22 protein-coding genes are annotated in these 20,298 nt (G+C 36.6%); 2 read left to right on the top strand and 20 right to left on the bottom strand.

What is annotated here, in order from left to right:
- Positions 1 to 25: 25 nt before the first annotated feature.
- The 3 genes from PV403_RS00485 to PV403_RS00475 all read right to left on the bottom strand — a co-directional run bounded on the left by PV403_RS00485 (position 26) and on the right by PV403_RS00475 (position 2,070).
- A complete protein-coding gene (locus PV403_RS00485) occupies positions 26 to 811 on the bottom strand; it encodes an ABC transporter permease (RefSeq protein ID WP_332083273.1) in 786 nt (261 codons plus the stop codon).
- On the bottom strand, positions 804 to 1,688 hold the full coding sequence (locus PV403_RS00480) for an ABC transporter ATP-binding protein (protein WP_332083771.1): 885 nt from the start codon (positions 1,686 to 1,688) through the stop codon (positions 804 to 806). Before PV403_RS00480 ends, PV403_RS00485 begins: the two co-directional genes overlap by 8 nt.
- 88 nt (positions 1,689 to 1,776) lie before the next feature.
- Positions 1,777 to 2,070 carry a hypothetical protein gene (locus PV403_RS00475; protein ID WP_332083272.1) on the bottom strand — a complete coding sequence of 98 codons (294 nt, stop codon included), beginning with the start codon at positions 2,068 to 2,070 and terminating at the stop codon, positions 1,777 to 1,779.
- Between the two features lie 293 nt (positions 2,071 to 2,363).
- On the opposite strand from PV403_RS00475, the gene PV403_RS00470 reads away from it, so the two are divergent.
- The gene (locus PV403_RS00470) at positions 2,364 to 2,489 is read left to right on the top strand and encodes a hypothetical protein (RefSeq protein ID WP_332083271.1); all 126 of its coding nucleotides are present in this window, start codon (positions 2,364 to 2,366) and stop codon (positions 2,487 to 2,489) included.
- Positions 2,490 to 2,598: 109 nt separating this feature from the next.
- Here PV403_RS00470 and PV403_RS00465 read toward each other — a convergent pair whose 3' ends face one another.
- The 17 genes from PV403_RS00465 to PV403_RS00385 all read right to left on the bottom strand — a co-directional run bounded on the left by PV403_RS00465 (position 2,599) and on the right by PV403_RS00385 (position 19,615).
- On the bottom strand, positions 2,599 to 3,090 hold the full coding sequence (locus PV403_RS00465) for a hypothetical protein (protein ID WP_332083270.1): 492 nt from the start codon (positions 3,088 to 3,090) through the stop codon (positions 2,599 to 2,601).
- A gap of 33 nt (positions 3,091 to 3,123) precedes the next feature.
- Entirely contained in the window at positions 3,124 to 3,675 is a 552-nt protein-coding gene (locus PV403_RS00460; protein WP_332083269.1) for a VanZ family protein, read from the bottom strand.
- A complete protein-coding gene (locus tag PV403_RS00455; protein WP_332083268.1) occupies positions 3,672 to 4,616 on the bottom strand; it encodes an LCP family glycopolymer transferase in 945 nt (314 codons plus the stop codon). Before PV403_RS00455 ends, PV403_RS00460 begins: the two co-directional genes overlap by 4 nt.
- A gap of 62 nt (positions 4,617 to 4,678) precedes the next feature.
- Entirely contained in the window at positions 4,679 to 6,004 is a 1,326-nt protein-coding gene (locus PV403_RS00450) for a UDP-glucose dehydrogenase family protein (RefSeq protein ID WP_213532901.1), read from the bottom strand.
- Between the two features lie 14 nt (positions 6,005 to 6,018).
- A complete protein-coding gene (locus tag PV403_RS00445; protein WP_332083267.1) occupies positions 6,019 to 7,389 on the bottom strand; it encodes a sugar phosphate nucleotidyltransferase in 1,371 nt (456 codons plus the stop codon).
- Positions 7,386 to 8,594 (bottom strand): glycosyltransferase family 4 protein, encoded by a 1,209-nt coding sequence (locus PV403_RS00440; RefSeq protein WP_332083266.1) that lies wholly within the window; start codon positions 8,592 to 8,594, stop codon positions 7,386 to 7,388. Before PV403_RS00440 ends, PV403_RS00445 begins: the two co-directional genes overlap by 4 nt.
- 6 nt (positions 8,595 to 8,600) lie before the next feature.
- A complete protein-coding gene (murJ, locus tag PV403_RS00435; protein WP_332083265.1) occupies positions 8,601 to 10,103 on the bottom strand; it encodes a murein biosynthesis integral membrane protein MurJ in 1,503 nt (500 codons plus the stop codon).
- Complete coding sequence (locus tag PV403_RS00430) at positions 10,084 to 11,307, bottom strand: glycosyltransferase (RefSeq protein ID WP_332083264.1); 1,224 nt, start codon at positions 11,305 to 11,307, stop codon at positions 10,084 to 10,086. The genes murJ and PV403_RS00430 overlap by 20 nt, the downstream gene beginning before the upstream one ends.
- Positions 11,308 to 11,424: 117 nt before the next feature.
- Positions 11,425 to 12,576: a glycosyltransferase gene (locus PV403_RS00425; RefSeq protein WP_332083263.1), complete on the bottom strand. Its 1,152-nt coding sequence runs from the start codon at positions 12,574 to 12,576 to the stop codon at positions 11,425 to 11,427.
- Complete coding sequence (locus PV403_RS00420) at positions 12,557 to 13,975, bottom strand: O-antigen ligase family protein (protein WP_332083262.1); 1,419 nt, start codon at positions 13,973 to 13,975, stop codon at positions 12,557 to 12,559. The genes PV403_RS00425 and PV403_RS00420 overlap by 20 nt, the downstream gene beginning before the upstream one ends.
- 71 nt (positions 13,976 to 14,046) lie before the next feature.
- Entirely contained in the window at positions 14,047 to 15,009 is a 963-nt protein-coding gene (locus tag PV403_RS00415) for a UDP-glucuronic acid decarboxylase family protein (protein ID WP_332083261.1), read from the bottom strand.
- Positions 15,010 to 15,035: 26 nt separating this feature from the next.
- Entirely contained in the window at positions 15,036 to 15,695 is a 660-nt protein-coding gene (locus tag PV403_RS00410) for a sugar transferase (protein ID WP_332083260.1), read from the bottom strand.
- Complete coding sequence (gene galU / locus PV403_RS00405) at positions 15,692 to 16,603, bottom strand: UTP--glucose-1-phosphate uridylyltransferase GalU (RefSeq protein ID WP_332083259.1); 912 nt, start codon at positions 16,601 to 16,603, stop codon at positions 15,692 to 15,694. Before galU ends, PV403_RS00410 begins: the two co-directional genes overlap by 4 nt.
- 254 nt (positions 16,604 to 16,857) lie before the next feature.
- Positions 16,858 to 17,547 carry a CpsD/CapB family tyrosine-protein kinase gene (locus tag PV403_RS00400; RefSeq protein WP_332083258.1) on the bottom strand — a complete coding sequence of 230 codons (690 nt, stop codon included), beginning with the start codon at positions 17,545 to 17,547 and terminating at the stop codon, positions 16,858 to 16,860.
- Positions 17,528 to 18,277 carry a YveK family protein gene (locus PV403_RS00395; protein ID WP_332083257.1) on the bottom strand — a complete coding sequence of 250 codons (750 nt, stop codon included), beginning with the start codon at positions 18,275 to 18,277 and terminating at the stop codon, positions 17,528 to 17,530. Before PV403_RS00395 ends, PV403_RS00400 begins: the two co-directional genes overlap by 20 nt.
- A 36-nt stretch (positions 18,278 to 18,313) precedes the next feature.
- Positions 18,314 to 19,072, bottom strand: coding sequence for a tyrosine-protein phosphatase (locus PV403_RS00390; RefSeq protein WP_332083256.1), 759 nt, complete (start codon positions 19,070 to 19,072; stop codon positions 18,314 to 18,316).
- A gap of 117 nt (positions 19,073 to 19,189) precedes the next feature.
- Positions 19,190 to 19,615 carry a hypothetical protein gene (locus tag PV403_RS00385; protein ID WP_213532886.1) on the bottom strand — a complete coding sequence of 142 codons (426 nt, stop codon included), beginning with the start codon at positions 19,613 to 19,615 and terminating at the stop codon, positions 19,190 to 19,192.
- Positions 19,616 to 19,836: 221 nt separating this feature from the next.
- Between PV403_RS00385 and PV403_RS00380 the strand changes: the two genes are divergently transcribed.
- On the top strand, positions 19,837 to 20,205 hold the full coding sequence (locus PV403_RS00380; RefSeq protein ID WP_213532885.1) for a helix-turn-helix domain-containing protein: 369 nt from the start codon (positions 19,837 to 19,839) through the stop codon (positions 20,203 to 20,205).
- Positions 20,206 to 20,298: the final 93 nt, after the last annotated feature.

Genomic DNA, 20,298 nt, shown 5'->3' with positions numbered 1-20,298 from the left:
GTAACTACGATTCGGTCATGCTGCTTTACGCAGCCACATCTCTTTTATTAAATACGTACCAGGAGATTCCCATAAAGAGGACATAATACACGGCAAGAATCATCATCGAGAAACCAAGACTCATGCCTCCCTGGCCATCCCCATACACATACAGATACTGACTAAGATCCATATTCGTAAATAGTATGTACTTCGCCCATCCATAACGTTCAGGATTAAAGATCATTCCGAAGATTCCCTGAGTAAATAGGATAAATAGAGACAAACCAATCGCAAGCGCACCCGAACGAAATACGGTTGATACCATAAAAGCAATCGCAATCGTAATAAATAGATCTACATATTCAAATACCCAACTAATCACTGCATAACTCGCGGGAGTCATATTTTCAGGTATCATTCCCACATCTGCTGTAGAAGATAGGAGCAGATACGATGTACCAAGAGCAAGCAGAATCATAGTAAGTGTACTGAGTATGCTGAATAGCAGAACAGAAAGATACTTGGAGAAAAGAATTTTACTCCTCGTCCAAGGACGGATCAGCAAGAGCTTAATCGTTCCCCAAGAGAACTCCCCTGCTACGGAATCTGCTGCGATCACGACGGAAAAGATCGTATTCAGGAAGCTGACAAACGTAACAGAGAGCATCGCTCCCTCCCAGAAGGAAGTCGTCTCTCCTCCCCCGTTGCCGGAAAAGAGATAGGGAATGATGATCGACATAAAGGCCAAAATGCCCAGCATGACCCATGTCCGCATACGCCGGTATATCTTCATATTCTCATTATGGACAAGCATCATAAAATTACTCAATCGATTCACCTCCCGTAAGGGCTAGGAACCGATCTTCTAGAGAATTCCTTCTAGCACGAATTCCATATACCTGTATACCACGCTGCACTAGAAGAGCATTCAGCGCTGCAGCCTCATCTCTTGTTCCAGACAGATATAACATCCCTTGTTCTACTCTTCCTTCACCCTTAAGGAGCTTGTACGCCATATCCACGTCACTCACCTCAAAGACATATTCCGTAGCCGTTTGTACTCCTTCTTCTTTTACGCTTCTCACATCGATGAGGTTTCCATTTTGTATGACAGCCACCGTATCACACATCAGCTCCATCTCAGATAACAGGTGACTGGATACGAAGACGGTCGTTCCTTCTTCATCACATAGTTTGCGGAGATAATCCCGCAGTTCACGAATTCCCTGAGGGTCCAGTCCATTCGTCGGCTCATCTAGAATAAGTAGCTTGGGACGATGCAATATTGCCTGTGCCACGCCAAGTCGCTGCCGCATTCCTAGAGAGTAATTCTTCACCTTATCATGGATACGCTGCGTAAGTCCGACGAGTTCAATCGCTTCCTGAATTCGTTCTTTGGTTACACCTGGTGACATAAGGGCAAAATGTAACAGGTTCTGGTACCCGGTCATAAACTTGTACATTTCCGGGTTCTCAACGATCGCCCCTACCTCGCGAATCGCATCTTCAAATTCATGTTTTATACTATGCCCCGCAATATGTATATCGCCTTCACTAATCGAAATCAGTCCAACCATCATACGGATCGTCGTCGTTTTTCCCGCGCCATTGGGTCCTAAAAAACCAAAGACCTGGCCTGGATGGATATCCAGAGTCAGGTCTCGTACTAGATAGCGGGAAGAAATGACTTTGCTGACCCCTTGCATTCGAACAACCGGTTCTTGATGCACGGACAAGTTCACTCCTTATTTATCAAATATCGTACAGATTCGTACCGAAACTTAAGCTCAGAAGCTAGTGTACCATACAACCTGTACCACATTCGAGAGGTGAAGCACTCTTCTGAGAAGAATACATGGAAGGAAGATGATGACTTTCCTGCTGCACAGCCTGCTCCTGATCTTGCAGATGATGGTGAATTTCACGGCAGTGACCACAATATCCTAGCGGCATTTCATTTCGATAGAATCCCGTCCGGAAGATAAGATCGGCAGTAATGCGATCTGAGTCAAAAGTACTTACAGACTCATTCTCGACCCACATAATTTTCTTGCAGGCCACACAATAAAAACGGCGAGTACCTATCACTAAAAATCCCCTCCCATTCAAGTAACGTGTAACACATTCTTGAACTACAAAAATCGATCTAATTCGATACATTTTGTATCTCGAACATAATGGAGTCCTATATCTTTGTCAAGAATAATCACTCCATATTACAAATATAACCTGTATTTTAGGGGTTAAATCGCATTTTTTCTGAAAAAAAGGGTAAATCACATCATATTTACGAAAACGAGTCATTTTTCACATTCACACGATCACGGACAAATGATACAATTTGTATTGTAGAAATATGGTTGTTTTTAGGAGGAATGATGATGAAAAGAACAGTGAAAAAATGGAGGAGGAATGCATCGAGGCACATCAGCCTCGTACCTGTACTGGTTATTGTAGGCGCACCCATCCTGACCTACTTTATTGTACGCTTGCTGCTTGTACGTTAGGACAACTTTGCTTAGAAATCTCGAAAAAAGCAGAATAAAAAGTAAAAAAAGCCCCTCTATTGCACAGGATTTCTTTGTGCATAGAGGGGCTCTTCATATGTATACAACATTAGAAATCTTCCGATTTCTGAAATGACCATAGTACCCGCCAATCGCCTGACTCTTCAGTAGCATATACGGGCTGGACGATCTTGAAATTACCGAAGGAAGAATGATAGATCTGTGTTACTGTTATGAGGTAAACTTCCTTCAAGGCTTCTGTTCCTTCAACCAATTGTACATCAAATTTCCGCTCTGGTTCGCTCCGTTCATACTGGAAGGTGTTCGTACCGAAATGCTGCATGAACACATGTGCCCGGGTCTGAACATAGTCGGGTTTCTTATATCGTTCCTTCATAAGCGAATGAAATAGTTCCCATGAACTTCCAAAGTCCCCTTCTTGCTCATAATCATAGAATTGTTCAACGATCTTAACCGCTTCTTCTTCATTCGTTGATTTAACCATCCCACGTACACTCAAGAACAAAAGAATAATCAAGCCCACCACCAAGGCGGCAGTGAGCAATTTGATAAGTCCACTCCCTCGGCGTCTGCGCAGCATGATGCTCCCTCCCTCTTGTCCTTTGTATCTTTCTCAGGTTATGAGCGAGGAGGAATCTTTAGACCTGCGTTTGCGTGAGATCCTTTCAATCAGGATCATGAGAAGTAGAGCGATGCATCCACCGGTGAAGTCTAGGAGAACGTCATAGGGGGATGACGTACGATCCACTGAAAATTTCTGCAAGGTCTCATCAATACTTGCCACAATAACAACAAAAACGAGCGGGATAATATAGCTGTATAGACTTCTCCCCCACTTTTTCCGAATCAGATAATGGGCTAGTAGTGTGAGTACAGCATATACAAATACATGGGCACTTTTACGAAAGGTAAATTCAATGAACCCATAGGGATTCGACTGAAGATCGTAGTTATTTCCCCCATAATGAACCTTAACATTAGGTAAAGGGATATCTATATTAATCTGATTTGCGATTTTAATAAGAAGAGGGCGAATGGTCTGTTGTTGATAAGATCGAGTGGACATAAACAAGATGAATACTGCCCATACAAGAAGGATACCAATAAGCAAATAAATCCATTGCTTCTTTTTTCGACTCGCCCTTTTTCTCTCTAGTCTACTCAAGGAGTATCAACCCTTTGCAAATGTTCCTTCATTAAGTTCTGTGCTCGTTCCCGTTCTTGCTCGTCTACAATGTAATAGTAGATTCCGTTAATACGCTGACCGTGACCTTGTATTTCTATCGTTTCGATATTTTTCAGATCTGAACGGTAGTCCTTAATAAATTGCTTCATCTCGTCAAATGTAATATCGGTCTTCACATTATTTCCTACTTCACCTAAGATATTTTGGATCTTGGCTACGCTAGAAACCTGGAGTGCATTATTCATCAGTTCTTGAATAATTTCACGTTGTCTTGCGTTACGTCCGAGGTCGCCACGAGGATCGTCATATCTCATACGGGAAAATAAAAGTGCCTCTTCTCCCGTTAATTGTATCGGACCTTTATTAAATAATTCGCCATCAATAGTAAATTCAAATGGATTATCTACTTTCACACCACCCAATAAGTCTATTATTGATGTGAATCCTTCCATATTCACTTTTACATAGTAATCAATTGGAGAACCCAGAAAATTTTCAACTGTTTGTACAGACATGTTTACACCACCAAAAGCATAGGCGTGATTAATTTTGTCTTCTGTTCCTCTTCCTATGATTTCTGTACGAGTATCTCTAGGAATATTAAACATCAGAATAGAATGTTTAGCAGGGTTCACGGTAAGAACAACCATCGTATCCGAGCGTCCAACATCATTCGCTCTCTCATCGACTCCTAATAGTAGTACGGAAAAGGGCTCTTGATCTGCTATTTTCTCAGATACGGCATCTGTATCTGTTTGTTGTCCACCATCTATATTAGTTACCGCAGGAATAGGATCTCTAGGTTCATAGATACTTTCCGCAGTCGATTCAATGGATTTGTATAAATAAACACCGTATCCAACACCAAGAACTATAAATAACGAAGCTATGCTAAGTGTGACCTTCGCCCATCTTTTCATCTATAATATTCCCCGATCTGTTATAGGGTAGTTTTGGAACCTAAAAAAAGAAGCTATGTCCATTAGGACATAGCTTCTGTATAAGTATTAGCTGTATGAGGACGACCCACTGAATAATAAGTGAACGATGCATCCTTTACTTTTTCTGGATCATAAACGTTTCTTCCATCAATTAATACTGGATGAGCCATGGTTGATGCTAAATCAAACAAATCAATCTCTGCGAATTCAGACCATTCAGTCAAGAGACATAGAGCATCACTATCTTTTGCTGCCTCGAGTGCAGTTTCGCACCAAGAAATAGATTCATGATTAAGTTCTTTTTGAAAGTTAGCAGTAGCAATTGGATCGTATGCTTTCACATTAGCTCCCAACTTAATTAACTCCTGAATAATACTGTGTGCAGGAGCGTCTCGAATATCGTCTGTATTTGGTTTAAAAGCCAACCCCCAAATTGCAATGTTCTTATTTTTAAGAGATCCTAGTGCCATTTCAAGTTTTCTAATAATATTAAAGCGTTGATCCTTATTAACTTCAACGACTGATTTTAACAATCTAAATTCATAATCCACATTCTCCGCGATTTGAATTAATGCTTCTGTATCTTTAGGGAAGCAAGAACCCCCATAACCGATACCAGCTTGAAGGAACGAACTTCCTATCCGTTGATCATATCCCATTCCTTCTGCTACTCTAGTTACATCAGCGCCTACTTTCTCGCAAATATTAGCAATTTCGTTTATAAATGAAATTTTTGTTGCCAAGAATGCATTAGATGCGTATTTAATCATTTCTGCTGATCGAAGATCAGTTGTAATGATATTAGTAGTTAACGGCAAGTGTAGTTCTACAAGAGTTCGTTGTGTTTCATAATCATTAGAACCGATTACAATGCGGTTTGGATTGAGGGTATCATAAATTGCTGAACCTTCTCTAAGAAATTCAGGTAATGAAGCAACCGAGAATGGATAATGACTGTTTGACTTAATAATACTAGCTACATATTCATTTGTACCCACAGGAACAGTACTCTTTGTCGCTATAATTTTGTACCCATCCATTGCTTTCGCTACATCTATTGCTGCTTGTTTTATATAGCTTAGATCAGCTTCTCCACTTGGCAGAGGCGGTGTCCCTACAGCTAATATAACTAGATCAGAACTCTGCACTGCACTAGTTACATCAAAAGTAAAAGACAGCCTTCCGGCTGCCTTGTTTTTTATGATTAACTCATCAAGTCCTGGTTCGTAGATTGGAACTTCACCCTTTTCCAACATCTCTACCTTTAATGGATTATTATCTACACAAATAACTTCGTTACCTATCTCAGAAAAACATACTCCTGAAACCAATCCAACATAACCTGTACCTATGACAGCAATTTTCATTATAAATTTCCTCCTTATTTTATACAGAACTTAATGATTTCGGACCAATCAGTACTAAGCCTAATAATGTCTTCTTCTATCAGATTTGATCCCATTTGTACTTCAATGATCTCAAGATCTGAAATTGCCTTTACACTATGCATTGTTTTAGGAGGAATTCTTATTAAATCACCTTTTTTCAAAGTTTGAATTGAATTATTTAACACTAACTCTCCCTCTCCAGATACAATAGTCCATAGTTCCTCACGGAATATATGATACTGATAGCTAAGGTTATTTCCGGCTGTTATACATATTTTCTTAGTTAGAATTTGATCTTTCTCTTTATTTTGAGAATAATCAACAACCTGATAATATCCCCATCTTCTTTCTTCAAACATTGGTCTGGATGTATCCGACTTTAAAATCTCTTTGATCCGTGGACTTTCATCCTTATCACTCACCAAAATTCCGTCAGGACTTACGGCTACTACAATGTTAGAAAGGCCTAACACTGTTACAGGAAGATTCAGTTCGTTAATAAGATGAGAATTAATAGAATCTTCAGAGATGTAGCCTTTACCAACAATAGGGTTAGTCATTTCATCCGTTAATGTATTCCAAGTTCCTAGGTCTTTCCAGTACCCATGATATGGGCTAACTACAATATTCTTAGCATTCTCGACTACTTTATAATCAAAGCTAGTGGAAGGCATTTGTCCATATTGACTCAACATAGTTTCATACTGGATAGGTAAACCCAATTCAATAAGCAAATCAATTAAATAGTTTAGTTTAAATGCAAAAACCCCACAATTCCAAAGAGCGCCTTGAGAAATCATTGACACTGCTTCAGAATGATGAGGTTTTTCAACGAATGTATTAACATTTGTATAGAATTGATTGTTATCAATTTGTTCTGGAATAATATACCCGTATTTCTCAGAAGCATAAGTTGGCTTAACACCAATAAGCGCGATATCTGCTCCTGAATCATTTAATACTTGATCAAGATTTTTGACATTTTCAAAAAATTGGTCTTCTACATATGGATCAACCGGTAAAATTACAATTGTTTCATCTAGACTCACACTTGACATACTATATAAGTAAGATGCTGCTAAAGATATTGCAGGGAATGTATCCCTTCTTTCAGGCTCAACTACTAATCTTATTTCATTTTCCAATTGATTATTTAGAATCTCAACCTGACTCTGACTTGTCGAAATATAAGAATCATCTGATAAACCGTTTTTTTTCAGCTGTTCCCATACTCTCTGTACCATAGATACTTTTTCATCTTGACCATCCATATCTAATATTCTAAGAAACTGTTTAGATCTTGCGTCATTAGATAGTGGCCAAAGTCTTTTCCCTGATCCACCAGATAGCAATATTAATTTCATATTACACCTCTTTTCTCAGGACGCTCAACCATCAAGTCTTCTCTATATTCAGTTTGTATTTCATTTAAATTAGATTCAGTACTACTGTTAAACAGATAGCTTTGTACTAATTGGTTAAATTCCTCACGAAAACGTTCATTAGAAAATTTCAATGCGTGTTCTCTGCAGTTCTGAGGGAGAATTCCATTCATGATACTTTCAAATCTTTCAACCGCATCTATTAAGGATTCTGTAGTCTGTTCATAAAAAAATAACCCAGTAAGTTCCTTTTCTATCTCCGGATTTCCTATAACCGTCTCAAGAGCTCCACCTTTACCAAAAGCAATAACTGGTGTACCGCATGCCTGAGCCTCTACTGGAGTAATTCCAAAGTCTTCTTCCGCTGCAAATACAAATGCCTTGGCATTCTGCATGTATTTTCTTAAATCTTCAGTAGATTGATAACCTAATAATTTCACATTGCTTGATTGAAAGGATTTAACTTTTTCCATATCAGGTCCATCACCAATTACGTAAAGCGTTTTGTCTGGCATTTTTGAGAATGCTTCAACTATTAGGTCCACTTTTTTATATGGTACTAATCGAGAAGCGGTAAGATAATAATCTTGTTTAATCTCTTGATATTGAAACATAGAAACGTCTACTGGAGGATATATCGTTATTGCATTTTTGTTATAGACTTTTTGAATTCTTTTTCTAATAAAGTTCGAGTTGGATACCATGAGATCTACACCTGCTGAAGTCCTATAATCCCATAAACGAATGTAATGAAGTATTGCCCTTGTTATATGAGATTTGAACCCTCTATTCAATCCAGATTCTCTCAAATATTGATGTTGCAAATCCCATGCGTATCTAATCGGAGTATGAATATAAGATATATGAAATTGATCAGGTCCTGTTATAACTCCTTTGGCGACCGCATGTGAAGATGAAATAATTAAATCATAAGAAGAAAGATCGAATTGTTCTATCGCAATCGGCATTAGCGGAAGATAGTTTCTATATTTCTTTTTGGCAAAAGGCATTTTTTGAATAAAAGAGGTAGTAACTTTAACCCCATTTAGAAAAGTTCGATCATTTTCTTTTAAAAAATCAACTAAAGTAAATAAATCGGCATCAGGATAAATTTCAAGAATTTGTTCTACAACTTTCTCAGCCCCGGTATACGTTGTCAGCCAATCATGCACTATGGCAACTTTCAACTCTTCTCACTCTCCAATTGACGTGACTTTTTTTGTTTTTTTTAATCTGTTCAATAATACTGGCATAACTGCATTTCTTAAACTTTTAATAGATAAAATGTATAACAACCAATAAATAAAAAACACCAATGCTGAAAGCAATAAATATATAATTGAATTTCCGTTTATCAGTATAGCAATAGGAATATACAGTAATGAACCAGCACCTACTACGAGTATGTTTTGTACCGTGAATTTTAGAATTCCTAAATTATATGAAGCTAAAAGGAGATATATCAAGCCATATAGCGATGATCCTAAGCCCAGCGTCAAGGGTCCAAGAAACTTATATAAAAATACATTAATTAGAATATTAGTAAATACTGAAGCGGCCATAATTTTGACGACTACCTTATTTTTCATTTGCGCATTTAAAACTTTTTGTAAGATATACGCTGTAATTGTTGCCCATAACCCGATTGAAATACCAATAAAGATATTTCGAGTTAATTGCACTGATTCACTGTTAAATGCACCTCTAGCATAGAACAATGAAATTATTCCTTCACTATTAACAATAAAAAAAAGAGATAACGGTATAGTTATCATCATAATTATAGGTATTATTTTATGTAGCAGATTCTCCACGCGTTCAGGAGATGCATTACTTAACTCAGAAAGAAATATGGTACCTATAGGTACTGCAATAAGTAACAAGCCCGTTTCGGAGATAAATTTAGCATAATCCAAAGAAGCAACCACCCCAACTCCTAATAACGAAGCTATAACCTTCTCAATAATAATATTACCTTGAAGTAAGAATGGAAATAAAAGTAATGGTTTAAGAAGCTTCCAAAAATCGCGGATAATTATTTTAATTTCTTTTAAATCTAATGAAGGAAGCTTGATTAGTCGTTTTCGATTCAGATTATAAAGACCATGAAAAAACAAATAAACATATGCCCCAGTAAACCCCCAGGCTAGATACTCTACATTACTTAAATAGAAAGAAAATAATGAGCTGATAATAAGACCGATACTCTGCACAGAAGCTCTGATAGAACTCATAATATATATCTTATTGCATATCTCAAAATATGAAATAACAGAATTCATTAAATAAAACGGAATACCTAGTGACATTATTCGCACAAAATTTATTGTTAATTTCAATGTTTCTTCATTAAATCCTGGAGCTAATATCGCAACCCATATTTTTGCAGTAAAGAATAAAATAATAGCTAAGAATATTGATACGCTTCCTATCAAAGAAAACATAAACCAAGTAAAGTTAATTGCACGTTGTTCATTATCTAACTTGTATTTATTATACAAGGGGACGAATACAGCATTTAAACTCTCAGCAGTAAAGAAGTTGACAGGTATTAACGTTGCACTTTGAGATATTCTTAATGCTGCTGCAGGAGACGATGTACCATAAAGAGCAGCGATAATCATCTCTCGAAGAGCACCTATTATTTTCCCTATTAAATTGCCACTAAATAATATGCTAAATGCTTTTAGCATCATAAATTCCTATCTTTCCATTTGTATTTTGGAAATTGACTTGTTCAATCCTATCTAACATATTGTCTATTCTTGCCTCCCAATCGTGTGATTTGGCCTCTGAAACTCGGGTGTTTATCAGCTCATTAAAATTCTCATTATTTTTCTCCTTTAAAGCACGACTAATATAATCAGAGAATTCAGTCGAATTCCTTGCGACGTAACAAAGGTCATAATACTCTTGCAATGCATGGAGTGAAGTCATAACCACAGGTTTACCTGCAGCTAAATATTCAAAGAACTTCATAGGGAACATATTTTTAGTATATTCATTAAGGTTATTAGGTAATAAGCATACATCAAAATACTGTAAATACCTTGGAAGTTCTTCATAAGGCTTCGGTCCAATTAAATATACATTTTTCAATTGTTTAATTTGACTTACGTTTGTTTTAGGATCTCCTTCACCGACTTGACCAATAAACACGAAATTTTTATCAGGGTTAGATTGAGCTATTTCAAATATAAGTTGATAATCTAGTTTATAACCACTGATTGCACCAATAAAACCAATAATCGCCCCCTGTAATTCACCTAATTCCCTAGGAACTTCATACTTCTTTGTTCTCGCTTGAGAAAAATGATCAAAATCCGCAACGTTAGCGCTGTAATAAGTTGTTGGATTTATACTTCTTCTCTTGTCATATAAACTTTGAGAAGTAGCAAACACAATATCAACATTTTTTACCAACTTATATTCTTCTTCTCTTATAACTTCTTCGGGCATGCCTGGTTGTACAGATACTTCATCTACACAATGATATACAGAAGTAACCTCTCCTTTGTTTAAGAGAGGGTGGCTGATCGGATTATATGTCCAAAGAATATAGTTAGTAAAATTCAATTTTTTAGCATAATACTTTATAAAACATTTAGAAATCATGAAGTTTATTTTTCGAACCAATGAACTTTTTTGGTAAGGAATAACTATAGGTGACCATACCCATAGATTGTCATCTTTTTGTTGAAGCCCCTTAAACATCCCTTTAAATCTTCTAATAATTCTTTTCAAATCTTTGCTATTTCCGCTAGGGGCTCTTAATCCCATTGAATTTAAGTAGAGAACTTTATATCCCCGATCAGCCAACCTTTTGGCAATATGTTGTTTATTGGTCCAAAACGGATTGTCCCAATCCGCAGTTGAAATTATAATGAATTCATTCTGCATGGCCTTCTCCTTATTTATAGAGATTTAAGAAAACAAAAAATATTAGACTTTTGGAATTGTATGATCAATCCATACACAAACTATTCCTACTCTAAGTTTCCCTTGTCTTTCTCCTCATCATTTCATATACCTTTGATATATTTCCTCTAATTTTTTTGTTTGTTTTTTAATGTCAAAGCTATGTTCCATAAACTTTCTTCCGTTTCTCCCCATATCCATCCTCAAGCGATCGCTTACAACTAGATTTCTCAGCTTTGAGCTCAATTCATCAACATTCTTTTCTTCAACTAGATATCCAGTTTCGCCATCTTTCACTGCATCTATAATACCTCCACTTTTTGTTGCAACAACAGGTAATCCTGTAGCAGAAGCCTCTAATATTACCATTCCAAGCCCTTCTTGGTCACCGTCTGCTGCAGTTATACTTGGTAATGAAAATATATGACTTCTTCCTAAGTGTTCTATAACCGTTCCGTGAGATAAGTTACCCAAGAATTCTATTTTATTACCCGAAGGATAAGATTTAGCTAATTCAATTAATTCGTTCATTAGAGGACCATCACCAATAATTCTTAATCTAATATTATTAAATTCTTCATAGATGTTATTAAATGCCTGTATTAAATATCCAATTCCTTTCTTTTCAGTTAACCTGCCTACAGTAGTAATTATTATTTCATTATTATTAATTTCAGTTTCATCTCTGTAAACTATCTTTTCAAGGTCAATACCAATATAATGAACCATTATTTTTTCACTGGGAAATCCTCGTTCTATTAACTTAGTCTTAATATGGTTCGATACAGCTAAAAACAATGTCGCGTTTTCAGCAAGCTTCTTATAATTGAAGAAATAAACAAGGTAAGAAAATGGATACATTTTAAATTTTGGAAGACGCGTAATATCATAACCATGAAATGTTACCAATAAAGGTATATTGCATTTGTTACATGCATTTAAAGCATAAACCGCATCTACACCAAAATGGGCATGAATAACACTAAGATTCTTTTTCTTAATTATTTTTGATATTTTATAATCAGATGTTATATTTAAAGTGAACAAGAGTTTCTGAAGAAACTTAATTCCTTTCGGCCTTTTTTCATTTACAACTGTATTAATACTCCACTCACTAAAATCGAAAAGATTTGAATTAGTAACCTCTCTAGTAATTATTTCTACATTAGAATTAGAATAATGAATTATTTGTTCACTGATAAATGTTTCTGAATACGGTAAAAATGTATTTCTAAGCACTCCTAATTTCACTTGTTAATTCCACCTCTGCCTCTTCGTTATATAACAATAATCCCATCACGAAAAAAAATAATGTTGAAATACTATAATTATGGAGGAAAAAATTATCAAACATACCTTGTACTACAACAAATAAAATACATCCAAGACCACAGAGATAAAACACATTTTTTCCATTATTGTTCATATATTTTTTATAGATTGTGAGTATTGCATTTATAAAGAAGAATGTAAATAATATTAAACAAACAATTCCTCCCCATGTCCAAACAATAACGAAAATATTATGAGGAGGGAAAGTTGGGTCAGTACCCACTCTTAATGCATAGCTTGGAAACTCAGCTTCCCAACCACCAATTCCTAAACCTAGAAATGCATGTTCTTTAATTTTTTCAAATGTGAAATTCCAAATTAGAACTCGTGGATCATTTTCGACTACATCCACATTTATTCTACTTGTCAAATTCTCAATAATTGTCTTGGGGGTAACAAAGAATACAATTACAATGATTGATGAAAGTATCGAAACAAGTTTTATTAAAGTTCTAACAGAAAATTTCAAGATAAGAAATACTAATACTACAATTAATAATGCAAGTAACCCTGCTCTTGATTGAGTCGCTAGTATCGCGCCAATAAATATGAGGGAACTTAAAATGTATCTAAACCTCCAATTATCAATCATTTGAGCGAATGAAATACAAAAAAGAAAACCAAAATATACTGAAGCTACATTTGCATTGATGAAAAAGGTTCCAGCCTTATATGGATCTAAAATATTGTTAAATATCTCACCATTATTCAACATCCTCAGTGTTGATGGATCTATAAATAAAAGTGCTATTCTAGAGCTCAAAAACTCTAATTCCATTTCCGGATATACTAGAAAAAAAATATTTAAGACTGCTACAGGTAAACTTATAATTAAAATGCTATTTAAAACTCTAGATACAGACAAATTCTTACTTCTATAATAGAAACCGAGGCATAATGAAACTAAACCAATAAAGCTAAAGAATACAAGTTTTATTCCTAAAAATCGATTTGGGGAATATATAATAGCAACAGTCATTGCAAAAAGCAAAAAAAAGTAAATTTTCATTGAAGTGTGCTTAGTATAGTAGACAAATAATTTTCCATTAAAATACTCATTGGCAAATAAAATTAATGAAACCAAAACCATTAAAGTTATGGAAAAATTTAAGGGAAGATATAACTGATAAATAAGTATAATAGGAATAACAATATACCAAAGAGAATTATTAATAGATATGACCAAGGTTAACCCTAATAATAATACCAAGAAGACAACTATATAGCTTAATGGAAGCGAAGTAGCTGCTATCGCAACAGTTATTATAAATAAACTCAATATTCCAGTTCTAAGTTTATTATTTATTGTGAATTGCATGGTTTTCCTTTCTTAACAGTAATAAAATAAAGTCCTGCTCCTATGGAAGAGGACTTTATTCTTATATAACGCTACTCTGAAACTAGTATTAATTGTTTATAGTTATTGATTGTTAAACTTAAACCTTCCTCTAGATGTATAACAGGATTCCAATTTAAAAGATTTCTTGCCTTACTGATATCTGGTCTTCTAACTTTCGGGTCATCTTTAGGAAGCGGAAAAAAAACAATTTTACTATCAGACTGTGTCAATTGCTTAATCATATAAGCTACATCCAACACACTATATTCCACTGGGTTACCAATATTAATAATTTTTCCATTAGCTTCATCATATTTCATCATTAATTGCAAACCCCGAATATTATCATCTACATAACAAAAGGATCTAGTTTGAGAACCATCACCATAAACAGTAATATCCTCTCCTGCTAAAGCTTGAGTCACAAAATTAGAAATAACCCTTCCGTCATCATTACGTAAGCCTGCAGAGTAGGTATTGAAAATTCTAGCAACTTTCACTGCAACACCATAACGTTCATAAAATTCATAGCAAATAACTTCACCAAGCCGTTTTGCTTCATCGTAGCATGCTCTCGGTCCCCAAGTATTTACATTCCCACGATAGGATTCAGGCTGAGGATGTACTTCTGGATCACCGTAAGCTTCACTAGTACTGGTATAAAGAAATTTAGCTTCTTTATCTCTTGCTAACTCCAAGAGATTAAAAGTACCTTGTGTATTTACCTTCATTGTTTCAAATGGATTTGCTTGATAAAATTTCGGTGATGCCTGTGATGCCAAATGATATATCTCTTTCACTTTTTCTTGGTATAAATCAGTAATAGCTTCTTTATTGGATACATCTGCTAGAAGGAAATTAAATCTTGGATGATTCAAGACTTCTGATAGGTTGGACATTAACCCACTTGAAAGGTTATCTATTCCTATAACCTCTTCACCTTGTTGTATTAATTGTTTCACTAAGTAAGAGCCAAGAAACCCAGCTGCTCCCGACACAATTACTTTTCTCATTAATTCACATCCCCTAGTAATATAAATTAAAATGTATTACTTTTAACTAGAATTTTTAGTGTTCTAAATATAATCATGAGATCCGATTTCATTGAAACATTTTCAATGTATCCAAAATCGTATTGCAGATTGTGATGAATCGGTTGTTTTCGAGCATTACTAACTTGCCAACTGCCTGTAATGCCTGGTTTTACAACTAATCGCTTGAATTCCAAATCACTGTATACTTCTTCGACTACATTTCTCAATTCAGGCCGAGGACCAATAAAACTCATATCCCCTTTTAGAATATTTAATAATTGAGGCAATTCATCCATACTTGTTTTTCTAAGAAACTTACCAACCCGAGTAATACGAGGATCTTCACTACTCGTTGGCGATAAAGCGTATTTAGGGGCATCTGTATACATTGTTCGAAATTTATATATTCTAAAAATTTTCTTTCCCTTACCATAGCGCTCTTGTTTAAATATAACAGGGCCCTTGGAGTCAAGTTTAATCATGACAGATACTAGAAGCATTAAGGGACTCAAACAAATTAAACATATAATAGAAACAAAATAATCAATGAATGGTTTAGTAAATAAACTATATAGGTTTTTGCCACTAGCTTCCGGAGTATATATCAAGCTTTCATTTTCTTTTTGAAAACCTGCCGATATTTCATTGAGTTGATTATCACTCATAGACTTTCTCCACCAGCTACCAATAATTTTCTAGACACCTCTTCACGATTTAAGATATCTGTTAGTCCAGAAAGCACTGATTTTCTCAATTTCTCATCTCGTAATGCAAAATCAATGGTTGTTAGAATAAAACCAAGTTTTTCTCCTACATCATATCGTGTTCCTTCAAAGTTATAGGCATATGAACCGTACTCAGAATTGAGTTTTTGGATAGCATCTGTTAATTGGATTTCACCGCCAGCTCCAATTTCTTGTTCTTCTAGATAATTAAATATTTCGGGCGTTAAAATATATCTTCCCATAATTGCAAGATTCGATGGTGCTGTGCCAATCGGTGGTTTCTCTATTAATGAATTGATCGATGTTAGTCGTCCATCAGTAAATAATGGATCAATGATACCATACCGATCCGTCTCATTATTACACACGTTTTTCACACCTAATATAGATTTTCCAAACTTTCCATATTGATCTATCAACTGACGTGTACATGGGGTTTCAGACACAACAATATCATCGCCTAACAAAACAGCAAACGGTTCATTGCCGATAAAATTCCGTGCACACCATACGGCATGCCCGAGTCCCTTTGGTTCTTTCTGTCTTATGTAATGGATTTCTACGTTGGAAGGTTTACGAACTGCTTCAAGAAGATCAAATTTCCCTTTTGACATTAATGTCTGTTCCAATTCAAATGCATTGTCAAAATGATCTTCAATTGCTCTTTTTCCTTTACCCGTAACAATAATAATGTCTTCAATTCCTGATGCAATTGCTTCTTCGATGATGTACTGAATGGTCGGCTTATCAACAATTGGCAACATTTCTTTTGGCATTGCCTTTGTCGCTGGGAGAAATCTTGTTCCAAGGCCTGCTGCAGGTATAATAGCTTTCCTTACTTTTTTCATACATCATCACCTTATCCTTCTTCATTATTATGATTTCAGTATTACAATTTGAAAGCACGAGTTGTACCGTTTAGCTGAAACTATGAATGTAAGCGGTACAATTCTTACTTTCAATTTCATAAATGGGCATTTAACCCCCCCTCACATCACACCCTTGACGATTAACGTCTAAGGTTACGAACCCACAGTGTGACCGAGTACCTACAGTGATAAAGGTTCAGTAGGCATTACCTGAAAACAAGAAGGTTAACGAGTTACCGTTCACCATAGTAATAGTAGTTAGATGATTGATTCTTATCGAGCTGCAAATTATTGAGTACAACCCCAAGGATCCGGGCATTTACATGTTCCAGTTGTGCCTTCGCTTTCTTAACGAGATCCTTCTTCACTTTGCCGGAATTCACTACAAGAATGACTCCGTCACATAAGGAACTAATGATCATTGCGTCTGTAACCGCAAGTACCGGCGGTGTATCAAAAAGTAAGATATCGTAACGTTCACCGAGTTCTTCGAGTAAACTGATCATCTTACGTGATCCGAGCATCTCGGATGGGTTCGGTGGTACCGGTCCAGAGGATAGAACATCGAGATTATCAATCGAAGTCTTTTGCAATACCTCACCCACTGGGTATCTCCCTGCCAGTACACTCGACAAACCTGCATGATTAGATATGGCAAACACTTGATGTAACGATGGTTTTCGTAGATCGGTGTCGATAATTAGAACTTTTTTGCCTTCTTGCGCATATGTAACGGCTAAATTACTGACAGTCGTAGTCTTTCCTTCCCCTGCCTGTGCCGAGGCAACCATCAGTATTTTGATCTGATCATCAATCGCAGAGAACTGAACATTGGTTCTGAGCGTACGATACGCTTCCGAGATCGGAGCTTTTGGATTCAATGCTGTGACCAGCTGCTGGCGATCATTGGTTGATCGTGGCATAAGAGCTTTCACCTACCTGTTGTTGAGTTGTTATTGAAGGTTGCGAGGATTTCACATCATCCTTCTTGATTCTTGCAATGACGGCAAGCACGGGTAAGCCGAGTTCTCTCTCAAGTTCTGCTTCACTCTTATAAGTGTCATCCAGATATTCAAGCAAGAATACAAGACCCACAGCTAGCATCAGACCAACGACAAAACTAATTAATATGCTCATGACTAGATTAATATTGATGGGAGCAGCATTTGCTTCAAGTGGAGCCTCGCTTAGGATGGTTACATTATCCACGTTCATAATCGAAGGAATTTGTCTCTCAAACATTTTTGCAACTGCATTGACGGTCTTCGCTGCTTGCTCATATGAAGTATCCTGTACACTTAGATTCATAACCTGTGAATCGTTCGCAGAAGATACGGAAATCATCGATGCAAGCTGCTGAGAAGTTAATCCTAAATCTGGATAGGCAGCAACCACTTTGTCGAGAATCGCTGAGGATTTAATTACCTCGGTATAGGAACTGATAACCATGACGTTAGTCTGAATTAAACTATAATCTAACATCGCTGTTCCTTGACGATCATAGGTCTGATTGACGATAAGCTTTGCTTCCGCGTTATAAAGCGGGGTAGTCATAAAGGTCTTCAGTCCTGCCCCTAGGCAGGCTACAATCACAATCGCAGCAATGAGCCATAACCTCTTACGGATGATATTTAGATATTCTTTCAGTTCCAATTTCAATTCCTCCCTAATTTGTTAGCTCTCCTGCTGCTACCATAATAGTAATCGGCGCCTTACATGAGCCGGTTCTGCGAGCTCTACCATTCGATCATCCCAGACTCTGCGGGCATTGATCTGGAGCTGTTCCACCATTGCTGTACCAAAGCGTTCTTCCAATCGTTCATAAGCAGCTGCTAACGCAAAATTTCGATGTTTCAGGTCATGGGCATCTGATGAAATGAAATGTAACCCATTTTGTTTGCAAAAATGAAAACACCACTTCTGAACTTTTCGACCGAAAAGTCCAATGATGGATTGGGCAGTGATCTGACATAGTGCACCTTCTGTCATGAATTCCCGAAGTTTCTCTGGTTCTCTGAGCAACACAGCATTCCGCTCTGGATGAGCAAGAATCGGAATAATATTTCGTATTCTAAGTTCATATAGCAAATCTCCAAAATAAGCGGGTATCTCGTGATACGGAAGTTCCAAAAGTATGTACTTACTTGATGCCAGTGTCAGTAACTCCTCATTCATCCATAGTTCCATGAGCCTTGGATGCAGGCGAATTTCTTGACCAGCACGTACCTGAAGCGGAATATCTTGCTCTTGCAACAGGTGTTCAAATCGCTTCGTTGCTTCCTCAACTTCTTGCCGGGGGTTATCATAACTTTCATTCAAGTGATGCGGTGTAGCTATGATCTTCGTTATGCCTGACTCAACAGCAGCCTCGGCAAGCAAGAGTGCTTCTTCTGTAGAAGCAGGTCCATCATCAAGACCCGGTAGAATGTGACTGTGAATTTCAATCATATGACGAACACCTTCAATCTTATGTCCCCCTCAAGCCAATTATGTTGCACACTAAGATATTGGGGTCAAACAACTAATGCAGTAACTATTGAAATATAGTAAAATGGCGATATGTATCTAGATAAACAGGTCTATTTTGTTGTAAATCTTGTCTTGAATTAAGGTCCACTCTTCCATCCGATCTAACGGACGTAATTCATACAGATGCGGCATACGGTGAATCATCCAGTTCAGTTGTCCGTTTATGTATAGTCTGTGTTTCTCTGGATTATGTAGGAATCCATGATATAACGTAAAACTCTCAAATTCTTGCTTCCATTTCAACGTACATAATGAGTGCATATTACCACCATGTCCATCCTCGACATCCAGTCCAATCTCAAGATCAGGGGTAACGGGGATATACAGGTCACTTATGAAGGTTATCGATTGCTGGCCCATTCCCATTACAATGATGGGTCTTGATTTACTATGAATGACTCGATCTTGATACTTATGGATATACATAAAAGCTTTGGAATCGCTGTCTTTGACCTGGTTCATTAGATTCATTCCCTTTGCGAGCATATTTCGAGGTATGAATGACACAATTGGGGTCAAGGCTAGAAAAGTGTGACAAAATGATACATTTTGTAACCTTGCTGTATCAAATTTACGATACATTGCGTATCGTGTCAAGCCATAATTAGCTAACTTTGTATTATTAGTCTATTAATTCAAGTGAAATTTGGAGCATTTATTAGAAACCAGGAGGAAAGATATAGATGGATTACGGACACCGCATTGCGGAACTCAGGGAAAAAAGAGGCCTGACTCAAGAGGAATTATCCAATATGCTTGATATTACAAGAGCCTCCCTCTCACATTATGAAAAAAACCGCAGAAAACCGGATTTTGAAACACTCACAAGACTTGCTGATACTTTTCATGTGTCGGTAGATTACTTACTTGGACGGACGAATAATCCAGACATGGTACTTGATGAAGAGGTGCGAGGTTTTGTTGATTCCTTAGAATTGTCAGATCGTGAAGTACTCGGTAAATTCGAACTTATGATTGATGGAAAGCCCTTGTCAGAGGAAGAGGCGAAGCGATTCATTGCATTTGTAAGAATGGAACGAGATATGAAATAACTTGCTTCTGATGAATAAAGGTATATAAAGAATAGCTGCAAAACATTGCTGACCCCAGCGATATTTCGCAGCTATTCTTTTTGTGTATGGTTT

The sequence above is a fragment of the Paenibacillus sp. GYB006 genome (genome assembly GCF_036577645.1).
Lineage (GTDB): Bacteria > Bacillota > Bacilli > Paenibacillales > Paenibacillaceae > Paenibacillus.
This window is presented reverse-complemented; position numbering and strand designations above follow the sequence as displayed.

Excerpts from the sequence above, each read along its gene's own strand:
- galU (WP_332083259.1), bottom strand. The coding sequence starts at position 16,603 with ATGAAAAAAGTAAGGAAAGCTATTATACCTGCAGCAGGCCTTGGAACA.
- PV403_RS00380 (WP_213532885.1), top strand. The coding sequence starts at position 19,837 with ATGGATTACGGACACCGCATTGCGGAACTCAGGGAAAAAAGAGGCCTG.
- PV403_RS00420 (WP_332083262.1), bottom strand. The coding sequence starts at position 13,975 with ATGCAATTCACAATAAATAATAAACTTAGAACTGGAATATTGAGTTTA.
- PV403_RS00450 (WP_213532901.1), bottom strand. The coding sequence starts at position 6,004 with ATGAAAATTGCTGTCATAGGTACAGGTTATGTTGGATTGGTTTCAGGA.
- PV403_RS00390 (WP_332083256.1), bottom strand. The coding sequence starts at position 19,072 with ATGATTGAAATTCACAGTCACATTCTACCGGGTCTTGATGATGGACCT.
- PV403_RS00430 (WP_332083264.1), bottom strand. The coding sequence starts at position 11,307 with ATGCAGAATGAATTCATTATAATTTCAACTGCGGATTGGGACAATCCG.
- PV403_RS00410 (WP_332083260.1), bottom strand. The coding sequence starts at position 15,695 with ATGAGTGATAATCAACTCAATGAAATATCGGCAGGTTTTCAAAAAGAA.
- murJ (WP_332083265.1), bottom strand. The coding sequence starts at position 10,103 with ATGATGCTAAAAGCATTTAGCATATTATTTAGTGGCAATTTAATAGGG.
- PV403_RS00455 (WP_332083268.1), bottom strand. The coding sequence starts at position 4,616 with ATGAAAAGATGGGCGAAGGTCACACTTAGCATAGCTTCGTTATTTATA.
- PV403_RS00480 (WP_332083771.1), bottom strand. The coding sequence starts at position 1,688 with ATGCAAGGGGTCAGCAAAGTCATTTCTTCCCGCTATCTAGTACGAGAC.
- PV403_RS00400 (WP_332083258.1), bottom strand. The coding sequence starts at position 17,547 with ATGCCACGATCAACCAATGATCGCCAGCAGCTGGTCACAGCATTGAAT.
- PV403_RS00385 (WP_213532886.1), bottom strand. The coding sequence starts at position 19,615 with ATGAACCAGGTCAAAGACAGCGATTCCAAAGCTTTTATGTATATCCAT.
- PV403_RS00465 (WP_332083270.1), bottom strand. The coding sequence starts at position 3,090 with ATGCTGCGCAGACGCCGAGGGAGTGGACTTATCAAATTGCTCACTGCC.
- PV403_RS00470 (WP_332083271.1), top strand. The coding sequence starts at position 2,364 with ATGAAAAGAACAGTGAAAAAATGGAGGAGGAATGCATCGAGGCACATC.
- PV403_RS00445 (WP_332083267.1), bottom strand. The coding sequence starts at position 7,389 with ATGAAATTAATATTGCTATCTGGTGGATCAGGGAAAAGACTTTGGCCA.
- PV403_RS00415 (WP_332083261.1), bottom strand. The coding sequence starts at position 15,009 with ATGAGAAAAGTAATTGTGTCGGGAGCAGCTGGGTTTCTTGGCTCTTAC.